This is a genomic window from Marivita sp. (genome assembly GCF_048006345.1).
Taxonomy (GTDB): Bacteria; Pseudomonadota; Alphaproteobacteria; order Rhodobacterales; family Rhodobacteraceae; genus Marivita.
This window is the reverse complement of sequence record NZ_CP180351.1, coordinates 2,473,835-2,486,085: the sequence shown is the minus strand read 5'-3', so window position 1 is coordinate 2,486,085 and position 12,251 is coordinate 2,473,835. Positions and strand designations below refer to the sequence as shown.

14 protein-coding genes and 1 pseudogene are annotated in these 12,251 nt (G+C 61.8%); 2 read left to right on the top strand and 13 right to left on the bottom strand.

All coding sequences use genetic code 11. The annotated features are described in order from the left end of the window. Positions 1-7: 7 nt before the first annotated feature. The 9 genes and pseudogenes from ACMVPR_RS12275 to rpsU form a co-directional block, all read right to left on the bottom strand. A pseudogene (locus ACMVPR_RS12275) lies at positions 8-1,242 on the bottom strand (mandelate racemase/muconate lactonizing enzyme family protein). Positions 1,243-1,327: 85 nt separating this feature from the next. After that, a complete protein-coding gene (locus ACMVPR_RS12270) occupies positions 1,328-2,407 on the bottom strand; it encodes an alcohol dehydrogenase catalytic domain-containing protein (RefSeq protein WP_416883114.1) in 1,080 nt (359 codons plus the stop codon). A 74-nt stretch (positions 2,408-2,481) separates the two neighbouring features. Then, positions 2,482-3,687: a TCR/Tet family MFS transporter gene (locus ACMVPR_RS12265; protein WP_416883113.1), complete on the bottom strand. Its 1,206-nt coding sequence runs from the start codon at positions 3,685-3,687 to the stop codon at positions 2,482-2,484. A 66-nt stretch (positions 3,688-3,753) separates the two neighbouring features. Then, a complete protein-coding gene (pcaD, locus tag ACMVPR_RS12260) occupies positions 3,754-4,542 on the bottom strand; it encodes a 3-oxoadipate enol-lactonase (RefSeq protein WP_416883112.1) in 789 nt (262 codons plus the stop codon). Positions 4,543-4,552: 10 nt separating this feature from the next. Next, positions 4,553-5,530: a threonine ammonia-lyase gene (locus ACMVPR_RS12255; protein WP_416883111.1), complete on the bottom strand. Its 978-nt coding sequence runs from the start codon at positions 5,528-5,530 to the stop codon at positions 4,553-4,555. Between the two features lie 3 nt (positions 5,531-5,533). Then, positions 5,534-6,355: an alpha/beta fold hydrolase gene (locus ACMVPR_RS12250; RefSeq protein WP_416883110.1), complete on the bottom strand. Its 822-nt coding sequence runs from the start codon at positions 6,353-6,355 to the stop codon at positions 5,534-5,536. Then, the gene (locus ACMVPR_RS12245) at positions 6,355-7,032 is read right to left on the bottom strand and encodes a haloacid dehalogenase type II (RefSeq protein WP_416883109.1); all 678 of its coding nucleotides are present in this window, start codon (positions 7,030-7,032) and stop codon (positions 6,355-6,357) included. Before ACMVPR_RS12245 ends, ACMVPR_RS12250 begins: the two co-directional genes overlap by 1 nt. A gap of 77 nt (positions 7,033-7,109) precedes the next feature. Next, positions 7,110-7,661, bottom strand: a complete 552-nt coding sequence (locus ACMVPR_RS12240; RefSeq protein WP_416883108.1) for a hypothetical protein — start codon at positions 7,659-7,661, stop codon at positions 7,110-7,112. Between the two features lie 340 nt (positions 7,662-8,001). Continuing rightward, entirely contained in the window at positions 8,002-8,208 is a 207-nt protein-coding gene (gene rpsU, locus ACMVPR_RS12235; protein ID WP_092835189.1) for a 30S ribosomal protein S21, read from the bottom strand. A 210-nt stretch (positions 8,209-8,418) separates the two neighbouring features. On the opposite strand from rpsU, the gene ACMVPR_RS12230 reads away from it, so the two are divergent. Further along, a complete protein-coding gene (locus ACMVPR_RS12230) occupies positions 8,419-9,111 on the top strand; it encodes a COQ9 family protein (protein ID WP_300584924.1) in 693 nt (230 codons plus the stop codon). A gap of 2 nt (positions 9,112-9,113) precedes the next feature. On the opposite strand, the gene ACMVPR_RS12225 is transcribed toward ACMVPR_RS12230, so the two are convergent. Beyond that, complete coding sequence (locus ACMVPR_RS12225) at positions 9,114-9,752, bottom strand: ribonuclease T2 family protein (RefSeq protein WP_416883107.1); 639 nt, start codon at positions 9,750-9,752, stop codon at positions 9,114-9,116. A 133-nt stretch (positions 9,753-9,885) separates the two neighbouring features. Between ACMVPR_RS12225 and ACMVPR_RS12220 the strand changes: the two genes are divergently transcribed. Then, positions 9,886-10,659, top strand: a complete 774-nt coding sequence (locus tag ACMVPR_RS12220; protein ID WP_416883106.1) for a DUF1013 domain-containing protein — start codon at positions 9,886-9,888, stop codon at positions 10,657-10,659. A gap of 63 nt (positions 10,660-10,722) precedes the next feature. On the opposite strand, the gene ACMVPR_RS12215 is transcribed toward ACMVPR_RS12220, so the two are convergent. The 3 genes from ACMVPR_RS12215 to ACMVPR_RS12205 all read right to left on the bottom strand — a co-directional run bounded on the left by ACMVPR_RS12215 (position 10,723) and on the right by ACMVPR_RS12205 (position 12,243). After that, positions 10,723-11,103, bottom strand: coding sequence for a rhodanese-like domain-containing protein (locus ACMVPR_RS12215; RefSeq protein WP_416883105.1), 381 nt, complete (start codon positions 11,101-11,103; stop codon positions 10,723-10,725). Between the two features lie 107 nt (positions 11,104-11,210). After that, positions 11,211-11,804: a recombination mediator RecR gene (gene recR / locus ACMVPR_RS12210; RefSeq protein ID WP_292267901.1), complete on the bottom strand. Its 594-nt coding sequence runs from the start codon at positions 11,802-11,804 to the stop codon at positions 11,211-11,213. A 94-nt stretch (positions 11,805-11,898) separates the two neighbouring features. Then, positions 11,899-12,243, bottom strand: coding sequence for a YbaB/EbfC family nucleoid-associated protein (locus ACMVPR_RS12205; protein WP_416883104.1), 345 nt, complete (start codon positions 12,241-12,243; stop codon positions 11,899-11,901). Positions 12,244-12,251 lie beyond the last annotated feature (8 nt).

The window sequence follows — 12,251 nt, the reverse complement described above, 5'->3', positions numbered from 1 at the left end:
GCGGCCTTTACGCCTCGGATTTTGTCGGAGCGCCGCCGGTGAAGGCGTTGCCATTCTTGTACTCACACGGCGCCTCTTGCATTTGCAGGTGCAGGCCGGTTCCGGTGAAAGGATGCGCGCGGGCGAGATCTTCGTCCACGTCGATGCCCAGACCGGGTGTGTCAGGAGCCGTGATGAACCCGTCCTCGACCCTTATCGTATTGCGGATCAGGGCAGCGTGGAACGGGGTTTCGATGCTTTCTGCCAAAAGGACATTGGGAATGGAGGTGCACAGATGCACGTTCGCCGCCCATTCGACGGGGCCTGCGTAGAGATGCGGTGCCATTTCCGCGTTGAACGCTTCCGCCATGCCAGACAGCTTTTTCATCTCCCAAATGCCGCCTGCGCGACCCAGGGCGGGTTGCAGGATCTTGGCCCCCCCCGTGCGCAGAAGTGTTGCGAACTCGGCCTTTGTGGTCAGGCGTTCGCCGGTCGCGATGGGGATGCGCACGGCGCGGGCCACTTCAGCGAATTCGAGCAGGTTGTCGGGCGGGATCGGCTCTTCGTACCAAAGCGGCAGATACGGTTCGATTGCCTGTCCCAGACGGATCGCGCCGGAGGTGGTGAACTGGCCGTGGGTGCCGAACAGAAGATCGGCCTTGTCACCGACGGCGGAGCGGATCGCCTTGCACATCTCGACGGACAGCGAGATGTCCGTCAGTGCAGGTTGGTGGCCGCCCCGGATCGTGTAGGGACCGGCGGGGTCGAATTTCAGCGCGGTAAAGCCAAGTTTCAGATAATGCGCGGCAGCCTCGGCCTGTGCGTCAGGGTTGGTCCAGAACCCATCGATGTCGTGATGGGGCAGGGGGTAGAGATAGGTGTAGGCGCGGACCTTTGGCGTCATCTGTCCCCCCAGAAGCGCCCAGACGGGACGTCCGCGCGCCTTGCCGAGGATGTCCCAGCAGGCGATCTCCAGACCCGAGAACGCGCCCATGACGGTCAGGTCGGGGCGCTGGGTAAAGCCCGAGGAATAGGCGCGACGGAACATCAGTTCGATGTTCTCGGGGACTCGCCGCGCATGTGCCGGTCGAACACGTCCTCGATCACAGCTTTCATCGCGCCAGGGCCGACGCTGGAGGCGTAGCATTCGCCCCAACCGGTGATGCCGGTGTCGGTGGTCACCTTGACGAGCGTCCAGTACCGCCCGCCCCAGCCCGGAGCAGGGGGTGCGGTGGTGATCACATCAAGCGCGTGCAGTTTCATGTGCGGTCCCTTTCCTGTGGGCTGAGGATGCGTCGACGCATCCTCGCGTTTCCGTCGACGGAAACGCGTGTTTGGCGGAGGTCGGTCAAAATAGGATCACGTTGCGCTTGGCCCCGCCGGCCTTGGTGTCGGCGATGGCTTCGTTGATCTGGTCAAGGGACCAGCGGCCGGACACCAGCTCGTCCAGCTTCAGACGGCCCTGACGGTAAAGGTCCGCCAGCCACGGGATGTCGCGGCGGATCACCACGTCGCCCATCTTGGAGCCGATCATGCCCTGCGCCATGTAGGCCAGCACAACCGGTTCGTATTCCGCCATGGCACCGGAATGGGGCATCCCGATCATCACCATGCGGCCGCCCCAGCCCAGATAGCGCGGCGCGTCGTTGTAAGCCGGGATCGCGCCCACTGTGACTGCGACCAGATCTGCGCCGCGTCCGAGGATTCTCTGAACCGCTTTCCACGGGGCCTTGTGTGTGGCAAGGACGCCGTCGGTTGCGCCAAAGGCTTTTGCTGTTTCCAGCTTGTCCTCGGTCATGTCCACGGCGACGATGCGCCGTGCCCCGGCGATCCGTGCGCCCTGAATGGCGTTGAGACCCACGCCGCCCGCACCAATCACCACCACGTCTTCACCCGCGCGCAGTTTGCCCGCGTTCACGATGGCACCAACGCCAGTGATGACGCCGCAGGCCATCAGCGCGACGGCTTCGGGTGGTATGTCGTCGGGCAGGGGGACAACCTGGCTATGATGTACGACGACCCGCTCGGCAAAGGCGCCGCAATCCATTGCTTTCTTGACCGGTGTGCCATCAGGGCGGGTGATCGGGGACGGGCCGGTATCCGGGGCCTCGCAGATCGTAGGCTTCCCGCTGGCGCAATTCGCGCAACTGCCGCAGGAGCGGATCAAAGTGACCACAACGCGCTGCCCGACCGTCAGGTCACTGACGGATGCACCCACGGCTGAAATCCGCCCTGCCGCTTCGTGACCGTACACCGCAGGCAGGTCTCCGCCCCATGCGCCTTCGGCATAGTGGATGTCGGAATGGCAGATCGCCACCGCTTCGAGTGTGACTTCGATCTCGCCTGCCTCGGGCGCGCGCAGTTCCAGCTCTTCCAACTGGAGCGGTTTGCCGAATTCGGTGCAGACGGCGGCTTTGATGCGGGTCATGCGGTCTCCCTTGTGTTGGGGCCAACCTGAGGGTCGTACGGGACAAGCGCAAGCGGGAAGTCGACCTCTGCAGGTCAGGCCGCGACAGGGCTGCGGCGCGGGGCGAGGAACACGACGAGGGCCACAAAGATCAACGCCAGCGACAACAGGAACGGCGCGCCGGGGAAGAAGATGTCAGCTTCCGCGCGGGTGTATTGCGCAAAGACGCCGGTCATCACCACCGGTGAGACAATCATCGCAATTGCCCCGATCGAGGTGAGGGCGCCTTGCAATTCGCCTTGCCGCTTCGCGCCAACCGCCTTGGACATGATGCCTTGCAAGGCGGGTGTTATGACCGCGCCAAGGGCAGCCAGCGGTGTCAGGATCAGTGCCACGGTGCCCGATGTGACAAAGGCCAGTGCGCCGAAGGCGAAGACATCGAAGACAAGACCGTAGATCACCGTGCCGCGTTCGCCCAAGCGGGCGAGGATCAGGCGGATCAGCCCGCCTTGCACCACCGCCATCATGATCCCGAAAAGACCCAGAGACAGGCCGATCATGCCCGCGTTCCAGCCAAAGCGCGCCTGTCCGTAATAGGCCCAGACCGCCGGATAGACGAAGAACGCCACTTGGTAGAGGAAGAACACCGCGAAGAGCCGACCAAGGCCGGGCAACTCGCCCAGCGATTTGAAGGCCCCGAACGGATTGGCGCGGCGGCAGTCAAAGGGGCGTCGGATCGCGTCGGTCACGGTTTCGCGCAGGACGAAGTAGCCCAGAACGGCGTTTGCGCCCGCGAGCGCCGCTGCCGCCCAGAAGGGCGCGCGGGTGCCCCATTCGCCCAGCAGACCGCCCAAGAGCGGGCCAATCACAAATCCCAATCCGAACGCTGCGCCCACGAGACCAAAGTTCTGCGCCTTTTTGTCGGGGTCCGAAATGTCGGCCATATAGGCCGAGGCCGTGGCTTGTGTGGCCGAGGTGATACCCCCGACGATCCGACCCAGCAGCAAGAGCCACATGCTGCCCGCCACGGCCATGACCACGTAATCCGCCGCCATCACCACAAGCGAGATGAGCAGCACTGGCCGCCTGCCGAAACGATCCGACAGGTTGCCGATCACCGGACCAAAGAGGAACTGCATCACGGCGAACACGGTTGTCAGCACACCGCCCCAAAGCGCCGCATTGGCCAGATCGCCGCCTGTGACCTCGCGGATCAGGTCGGGCATCACCGGGATGATCAGTCCAACCCCCATCGCGTCGATCATCACGGTCAGCAGGATAAAGACGACGGGCAGGCGCATGCGCAGAGCTTTCGGGATCAGGCAGATGCGCCCTCAATGTGTAAACTACACTTGACAGTTCGCCAGTCAATGCGCCTGTGCGGCAATAAACGCGCTCAGCACGCGGGCGTATTCGTCAGGCGCTTCAACGCAGGGCAAATGGCCTGCCTTACGGATAAGATGGAACTGCGATCCCGGCACCAGAGCGGTGGTTTCGCGCACCAGATCGGCGGGTGTTGATCCGTCCTCGCTGCCTGCGATCCCCAGTGTCGGCAGGCGCAGCGACGCGGTGGTCGTGTAGAAGTCGGTGCCTGCGATGGCATGGGAGCAGCCGATATATCCATCCGCCGGAGTGCGCACCATCATGTTGCGCCAAAAGCGAAATTCATCGGTGGCGCGGAAGGCGGGTGTGAACCAGCGGATCATGGTGGCATTCGCCAGCGCCTCGACCCCACCCTTTTCGACATCGGCGATACGCTGGGCCCAGATCTCGCGCGTGGCAATACGCGCGGCGGTGTTCGAAAGCACAAGCGCGCGGACAAGGTCCAGGCGCTTGGCCGCCAGCCCTTGCGCGGTCATCCCACCTATGGATAAGCCAACGAAGACTGCGTCCTTGATGCCGAGATGGTCCATCAATCGCTCGACATCGCGCACCAATGTGCCCATCCCGTAGGGCGGTGGCGTACTATCCGACAGCCCATGCCCGCGCGTGTCGTAGCGGATGTATTTCAACCCGGTTTGCGGCAGGCGCGCGATCACTTTGTCCCAAAGGCGCAAATCGGTGCCAAGGGAGTTGGAGAAGACAACCGGCGCGCCGTCGGGGTCGCCGTCGATGCGGTAGTGCAGGCGGATATCGTCAAGATCAGCAATCAGCATGGCCCGGGGTTTATCCTTCGCCGAACTGTTCAAGCGCATGCAGGAACACCGCGCGGTCCACATTGCCACCGGAGATGGTGCAGATCACCGTGTCGCCTTCGATCTGGTCACCGTGATAGAGCGCCGCCGCAAGAGCCACCGCGCCACCGGGTTCGGCGACAAGCTTCAACCGCGCAAAAGCCTGCGCCATGGCACGCTGTGCCTCGTCATCGGATACGACGATACCCTGACCGCAAAGCCGGTGCATGATCGGGAAGGTGAGGTTCCCCGGTTGCGGTGTGACGATCGCATCGCAGAGGCCACTCGCGCTGCCGGTGTTGCGTTCGATCTGGCCTGACGCCAAAGAGCGGCTCACATCGTCAAAGCCTTCTGGCTCCGCTGGGCGGACCCGCATGCCCGGAGCACGGGCCTCCAGCGCCAAAGCGATGCCGGATGTCAGACCACCGCCGCCGCAGCAGACAATCACATCGGCCTCGGTCACGCCCAGTTCCGCCGCTTGTGCTGCGATTTCGAGCCCACACGTGCCCTGTCCTGCGATCACTTCGGGTTCGTCGAAGGGGCGGATCAGGGTCAGGCCGCGCTCGTCTGACAGTTTGGTTCCAATGGCGTCCCGGTCTTCTGTTGCACGGTCGTACAGCACCACTTCGGCCCCAAGGGCGCGGGTGTTGTCGATCTTCATCTTGGGCGCATCCGCGGGCATGATGATCACAGCGCTGGCCCCGAATTGCCTAGCGGCCAAAGCCACACCCTGTGCGTGGTTGCCCGAGGAATAGGCGATCACGCCGTTCTTGCGCTGCCCGTCCGAGAGGGCGGATACCGCCGACCGCGCGCCGCGGTATTTGAAGCTGCCGGTATGTTGCAGGCATTCCGCCTTGACCAAGACGCGCCGCCCGGCGATCTCGTCCAGAAACGGTGACGACAAAAGCGGTGTGACCCGCGCGTGACCTTTCAGGCGGCTTGCTGCCGCTTCGATGCGTTGAATGTCCATGGGTTACCTCAGCATATCCAGCCAGCGCCGCAGCGCGTTCAGGCTTTCGGGTTCATCAAGAAAGGGAATGTGTCCCCGGTCCGGGACTTCGACCGCGATCATGTCTGGGCGACGGCGTTTCATCTCGGCAAAGGTTTCGGGTAACAGCAGATCAGAATTTGCAGCCCGAATGCTCGCGAGCGGCAGGCCGGAAAGGGCATCGAACAATGGCCAGAGATCGGGCATGGGCTGGGCACCGCCCTCCAGCACCGCGTCACGCAGTCGGGGGTCGTAGGTCAGTTCAAGCCCGTCGTCGGTTTCGTTGAACAGGATCTGTGCCTCACGCAGCCAGCGCTCGGGCGGCACATTCTGGAAGGCGGTCATCACCCGCGCGCGGGCCTCTGCCATCTCGGAATGCGTTTTCAGCACAGGCGGTCGGCCAATATAGTCCTTGATCACCTGAAGTCCTTCGGGCGCAATGTCAGGTCCGATGTCGTTGATCGCCACGCCAAGCAGCCGATCCTTGACCGTCGCTGCGAGAACCATGGCAATGAGACCACCGCGGGACGTTCCCAAAACGGCCGCCTTGTTGATCCCAAGGTGATCGAGCAACTCCACCGCGTCCCGGCCTTCAACCGGGATCTGATAGGTGGCCGGGTCACCCCAATCGGATTGGCCGCGCCCGCGATAATCCAGCCGGATCAGGCGCACCCCTTCAAGATGTGGTGCCACGAATTCGAAGTCGCGCCCGTCGCGGGTGAGACCGGCAAGGCAGAGCAGGGGCAGGCCTTCGCCTTCATCGGTATAGTGCAGGGACAGGCCATCTGACGTGGTAAACTTGGGCATCACGCCAACTCCGGGATCGTGGTCAGGTCTTTGAGCACATGTGCAGGGCGATGCGGCAGGCGGTCCACCGGATCGCCCGCGCGATTGACCCAAACCGTCTCAAAGCCATAGCCTGCGGCGCCAGCAATATCCCAGCCGTTCGAGGACACGAAAAGCACATCCTCCTTGGTGCAGCCGAACCGCGCGCCGACCATGTCATAGACGCGGGATGAGGGTTTGAAGATGCCCACGTCTTCAACCGACAGAACGGCATCGAGGAATTCTCCGATCCCGGCGCTGTCGACCGCACCTTCGAGCATGTCGACACTGCCATTCGACAGGATCGCGCAGGTCTTTCCCGCTGCCTTGAGCCGCGCCAGCATCATCGGCACCTCGCGGTATGCCGCCAGTTCCCAATAGAGCGCCAAAAGACGTTCGCGCAGTTCCGGATCGTCGGTCAGCCCGACCTTCTCAATCGCCCAGTCTAAACCGTCTTTGGTGACCTCCCAAAAGGGCGTGTAGTCATCGGTGATTGTGCGCAGCCACGTGTATTGGAGTTGCTTCAGCCGCCAGTGTTCTGCCAGTTGTGGCCACACAGCCTTGAGCGCATCACGCCCCGGTTCTTCTGCCGCGTTGCGTGCGGCCGCCGCCACGTCGAACAGCGTGCCATACGCGTCGAATACACAGATCTGTACCATCAGCGCCGCCTTCCTTCCGATCATTCAGCCGCAACGTGTCAGATCACGCGGGGGGAGGGAAGCGCTGTTTCATCCCGTCAGGGATCTGTCGTGGTCCAGGCGACCCGGTCGCCATTAGGGCGTAGCGGGAGAATTGGTCGGTACAGCCGTTGATAGGAGCGCGGGTGATAATCGCAGATCAATGTGTCGCTCGCGTCCTTGATGAAGAGGTAGGCGCCGTTTCGGTGTTGCCACGCGACACCGCCATAGCTTGCGATGGTCATTGCAGTGATGTGGTTGTTGGCAGACCAGAACCCATAGTCGTCTGTGCCGTATATGCCACCCCTGATAGCCTCGGGTTCATCCGCCTTGGCTTCGGCGACCAGCCCTCCGACATAATCATCGACCGCCGCCTTGATAATCCCCGTGATCGTCGCCGGAACGACCAGAATCCAGCCTGCGGCTGCACCAGCTGCGCCGACGCCATAAATGAATGCGTCACCAGCATCCGGTCCGGTTCCAGTTACTGCCCAGACCACAGGCTGCACGACCAAACCCGCAACACTGCCGCGTACGCCACCAACGGCGCGCTCGACGGCAAAGGCCGCAACGGTGACGGCGGCGTTGGTGGCAGAGTTCTGTCCAGTCATAATTTCCCCCCTTTAAAGGCAGGCCACGCTGGGATCGTGAAACGCAAAGGCCGTCCATGCGGGCCGAGAATAAACAAAGCTTCGGCGGAAATACTGTGCCGGGCTGGTATAAAGCTGGCACGGACGGGGCGAGTCGTGCAAGTGGGGACCGCGGAAAGCGCCGTATACTTGCCCGTCGAAAGGATGATCCCATGACAAGACGCGCACGGGTGCCTGAGAATCTTCGTACGAAGATTTTTGGCCGGCTTGGTTTCAAAAGAGTTAACCGGGCAAAAAACAAACCCCCGGAAGCGCGGGGCTCCGGGGGCTGTCAAAATCAAAGCGTGTTGGAAAGAACTGCTTAGACCATACCTTCGCGCTGTGCCTTTTTACGCGCCAGTTTGCGCGCACGGCGGATCGCTTCGGCTTTCTCGCGTGCTTTTTTCTCAGACGGCTTTTCGAAATGCTGCTTGAGCTTCATTTCACGAAAAACGCCTTCACGCTGCAGTTTTTTCTTCAGAGCGCGGAGCGCCTGATCGACGTTGTTGTCACGAACACTTACCTGCATGTGGTTTTCACCACCTTTCTAAGTTGGATTTGCAAGGATTTGCAGGAGCGCGCCGTATAGCAAGGCTTGGATGCTTTGTCCAGCGCAATGCTTTACCAAACCTGCCTTGGCTCGGCTGATGCAACTGACCGATAAACCACTGTGCCGCGTGGTCTTGGGCGGGTCCGTGCGCTACTATTGCACATGAACCTGCAACACAGGAGGCGTGTGATGCCTGAACCCATGCAAGACCCGGCAGACCTGGTGCTCAACGCGGCGCTTTTGCATGTGCCCTTCGATGGGTGGTCCGAGGCTGCGTTCAAGGCCGCGATCGCGGATGCCGATGTGTCGCCTGTGGTGGCGCGAGGCCTGTTCCCGCGCGGGGCCATCGATCTTGCTGCAGCCTATCACCGGCGCGGCGACGACGCGATGATCGCGGCGCTCGAGGCGCGGGATCTGACTGACATGCGGTTCCGGGATCGGGTCGCCTTGGCGGTCCGTCTGCGGCTCGAACTGGTTGAAGACAAAGAGGCGGTGCGCCGGGGCGCAACCCTGTTCGCGCTGCCGATGCACGCTGCTGAAGGGGCCAAGCTGATCTGGGGCACGGCGGACCGAATCTGGACCGCGCTGGGTGACGGGTCACGGGACATCAACTGGTACACCAAACGCGCGACGCTGTCGGGGGTCTATTCGTCGACCGTGCTTTATTGGCTGGGGGACGATTCGCTCGACAATCAGGCGACATGGGCATTTCTGGATCGTCGGATCGACGACGTGATGCAGATTGAAAAGGTCAAGGCGCAGGTGCGCAAAGCGCCGGGGATCAGTCGGCTGATGAAGGGCGCGGAATCCGTTCTGTCGCGGATCAAGCCGCCCAAGGCGCGGCGTGATGACCTGCCCGGTGGTTGGACGGCCCCGCGCTGACCTTACCGTATCGGATCGAACAACGCATCTGTCGCGGTGCAATCACGCACCACGTCCCGACCGCAGGGCACAGGGTCGAGTGTCTTTGACAGGCAGATGCGCGCCTCCTGAATGCGACCGTCCTTGCAGGTGATGGTGATCATATCAGGCTCAAGCTGCGGATTTGCCTTGAGAAACGCCTCTTCGACCACCGAAGCGGGCAGTTTGACCGACTTCTCCAGCCGTCTGAAAACCTCGGGCCGCACCACTGTGCCATAGGCTTTGCGCGAGAGGTCATAGTAGTTCTGCGCTGACAAACCGCTGCACACACCGTGCTTGTTCCACTGGTGCCAGGCCAGACCGGAGGTCCCCATGATATCCGCCATGTCGTTGGTCATCGACCGCGATGGATTGCGTTCGACCGTCGGACAATAGGACGGCCAACCGCGGTGATATTGCGGCCAAAGACCGTGCAAGACCCAACCGAAATCGGCATCTGAATCGCATTGCGGCGACTGCCGTGCGTCCCCTTCGAGGGCGCACCATGTGGGCGACCAGCTGAGCGACATGACGTAATAGTCGAACTCACCAGAGCGTTCGCCTTTCGCCCAGGCCATCGACGACGCAATCAGCCCCGCCACGGCCAGCACCAAAAACCGCATTGCCTCTTCCCTCTTTGCCTCTGCGCGACTATAAGGCCGCCAAGTTCCCTGACAATGGAAACCGTCCCGGAAGACCGGGACCTCTTGGACCCGCTCCGAGAGACTGAAAAAGCTATGCGTAAGGAGACGCGAGATGGGTAAACCGATTATGGCAAAAGCCACCGCAGTCTGGCTGGTGGACAACACGACACTGACCTTCAAGCAGATCGCGGATTTCACCGGAATGCACGAGCTTGAGGTACAGGGCATTGCCGATGGCGACGTGGCTGTTGGGGTCAAGGGGTTCGATCCCATTGCCAACAATCAGCTTGAGGCTGACGAGATCCAGAAGGGCGAAAAAGACCCGGCGCATAAGCTCAAGCTCAAGGTATACGCCGCGGCTCAGGGCGAGGAAAAGCGCCGTGGCCCCCGCTATACGCCGCTGTCCAAGCGTCAGGACCGCCCGGCATCGATCCTGTGGCTGGTCAAGTTCCATCCGGAACTCAGCGATGGCCAGATTTCCAAACTGGTTGGCACAACAAAGCCGACCATTCAGGCGATCCGCGAACGCACCCACTGGAACATCAACAACATCCAGCCGATTGATCCGGTCGCACTCGGCCTCTGCAAGCAGTCCGAACTGGACGCAGCCGTTGCCAAAGCTGCGAAAAAGCAGGAAGCGGTAATGACAGATGATGAGCGCCGCAAGCTCGTGTCCACCGAACAGAGCCTTGAGATGGACGCCGAACCGCGTCTGCCGAGTGCCATCGAAGGTCTTGAGACCTTCAGCCTGTCTGGTTCGTCCTACGAGAGCAGTGACTCCGGCAGCAAGGATGACTACTCTGACGCGGACAGTTTCTTCAACCTGCCCGACGGCACACATGACGACGACGATGATGAGGATGACGACGACGATCCCCGTCGCTGATCAAAGGCAGCAGTCCTTGAAAAGCCCGGCCCGCGCAGCGGTGCCGGGTTTTTTCTTGCGCTGTCAGGTCTTGCGCATCTCTTTGGGTGCCCCGGTCGCCATGTCGGTTCCGATGTAAGCCTGCCCGTCTTCTTTCCACGCGGCAAAACCCCCATCCATGTGGGCGATCCGGTCTTCGCCTGCCGCGAGGCAAAGCTTGGCGACACGGGCAGAGCGCACACCTGATCCACAGTGAAACACGATCTGTTTCTTCGACTGGTCCGGCATGTGGTTCGGCTGGAACGACTGCATCGGGGCAAGCAACGCACCATTGATCCGCTCCAGTGCAAATTCCTGCGGGGTGCGCACGTCGATCAGCACGATCCTGTCCTCGTTGAACGCCGCCGCAACATCCGCCGGGGTCCAATGTTCAAGCGTGCCTTGGTCTGTCTGTTCGATATCCATGACGATCTCCTCAAGCCGTGTCGGCCCTGTCCGAGTCATGCCCGATCTGGGGCGTTGGAACGAGCCTTTTCTTGCGGTCCACTTGGACGCAAGGATCCGTGTTTGCCCTAAATCGGCTTGCGCGCGTTCATCGCCGCCGTGATCGTGCCTTCGTCGAGGTAGTCCAGTTCCCCGCCGATGGGCACGCCTTGCGCAAGGGAGGTCATCGTCACCCGGCCTTCGAGTTGGTCGGCGATGTAATGCGCGGTCGTTTGCCCGTCGATGGTGGCGTTGAGGGCGAGGATGACCTCGGTGATCTCTTCGCTTTCCACCCGCGCCGAAAGTTTCGGAATGCGCAATTCTTCGGGGCCGACCTGATCCAGTGCCGACAGGGTACCGCCCAGAACGTGATAGCGCCCCTTAAACACACCCGACCGCTCCATCGCCCAAAGGTCGGATACGTCTTCAACCACACAGAGCAAACCATTGTTGCGCTGGTTGTCCTGGCAGATATCGCAGATGTCTTGCGTGCCGATATTGCCGCAGTTCAGGCACTCGCGGGCGTCCCGCGCCACGCGCGTCATCAATTCGGCCAATGGCCCCAGCAACAGCCCGCGTTTGCGGATCATGTGCAGCACGGCGCGGCGGGCGGACCGGGGACCAAGCCCCGGCAGCCGCGCCATCATCGCAATGAGCGCCTCGATATCGCCGCCGTCACGCATCATGCGCCTGCCGTCATCTTCGGGCTTGACCCGAAGATCGTCTGAAAAAGGGTCCTCGGGTCAGGCCCGAGGAAGACGGCAGTGCACTGCATGATCAGAACGGCAGCTTCATGCCTGCTGGCAGGCCCAAACCTTCGGTAAGCTTGCCCATCTCTTCCTGCGCCTTGTCCTGCGCCTTTTGCTGCGCGTCCTTGATCGCGGCAAGGATCAGGTCTTCGACCACTTCCTTGTCATCGCTGTTGAAGATCGACGGATCGATATCGAGTGCCGTGAGTTCGCCCTTGGCCGTTGCGGTGGCCTTCACCAGACCTGCGCCGCTTTCGCCGATCACGGTCATCGTGGCAAGGTCTTCCTGCATCTGGGCCATCTTGCCCTGCATTTCCTGCGCGGCCTTCATCATCTTGGCCATGTCGCCCATCTGGCCCAAACCCTTGAACATCTGTCTCT

Bases quoted from the DNA above. Each gene is read 5' to 3' on its own strand.
- ACMVPR_RS12240 (WP_416883108.1), bottom strand. From the start codon at position 7,661: ATGACTGGACAGAACTCTGCCACCAACGCCGCCGTCACCGTTGCGGCC.
- ACMVPR_RS12230 (WP_300584924.1), top strand. From the start codon at position 8,419: ATGCCTGAACCCATGCAAGACCCGGCAGACCTGGTGCTCAACGCGGCG.
- pcaD (WP_416883112.1), bottom strand. From the start codon at position 4,542: ATGCTGATTGCTGATCTTGACGATATCCGCCTGCACTACCGCATCGAC.
- recR (WP_292267901.1), bottom strand. From the start codon at position 11,804: ATGCGTGACGGCGGCGATATCGAGGCGCTCATTGCGATGATGGCGCGG.
- ACMVPR_RS12250 (WP_416883110.1), bottom strand. From the start codon at position 6,355: ATGCCCAAGTTTACCACGTCAGATGGCCTGTCCCTGCACTATACCGAT.
- ACMVPR_RS12265 (WP_416883113.1), bottom strand. From the start codon at position 3,687: ATGCGCCTGCCCGTCGTCTTTATCCTGCTGACCGTGATGATCGACGCG.
- ACMVPR_RS12255 (WP_416883111.1), bottom strand. From the start codon at position 5,530: ATGGACATTCAACGCATCGAAGCGGCAGCAAGCCGCCTGAAAGGTCAC.
- ACMVPR_RS12220 (WP_416883106.1), top strand. From the start codon at position 9,886: ATGGGTAAACCGATTATGGCAAAAGCCACCGCAGTCTGGCTGGTGGAC.
- ACMVPR_RS12270 (WP_416883114.1), bottom strand. From the start codon at position 2,407: ATGACCCGCATCAAAGCCGCCGTCTGCACCGAATTCGGCAAACCGCTC.
- ACMVPR_RS12205 (WP_416883104.1), bottom strand. From the start codon at position 12,243: ATGTTCAAGGGTTTGGGCCAGATGGGCGACATGGCCAAGATGATGAAG.
- rpsU (WP_092835189.1), bottom strand. From the start codon at position 8,208: ATGCAGGTAAGTGTTCGTGACAACAACGTCGATCAGGCGCTCCGCGCT.
- ACMVPR_RS12225 (WP_416883107.1), bottom strand. From the start codon at position 9,752: ATGCGGTTTTTGGTGCTGGCCGTGGCGGGGCTGATTGCGTCGTCGATG.
- ACMVPR_RS12245 (WP_416883109.1), bottom strand. From the start codon at position 7,032: ATGGTACAGATCTGTGTATTCGACGCGTATGGCACGCTGTTCGACGTG.
- ACMVPR_RS12215 (WP_416883105.1), bottom strand. From the start codon at position 11,103: ATGGATATCGAACAGACAGACCAAGGCACGCTTGAACATTGGACCCCG.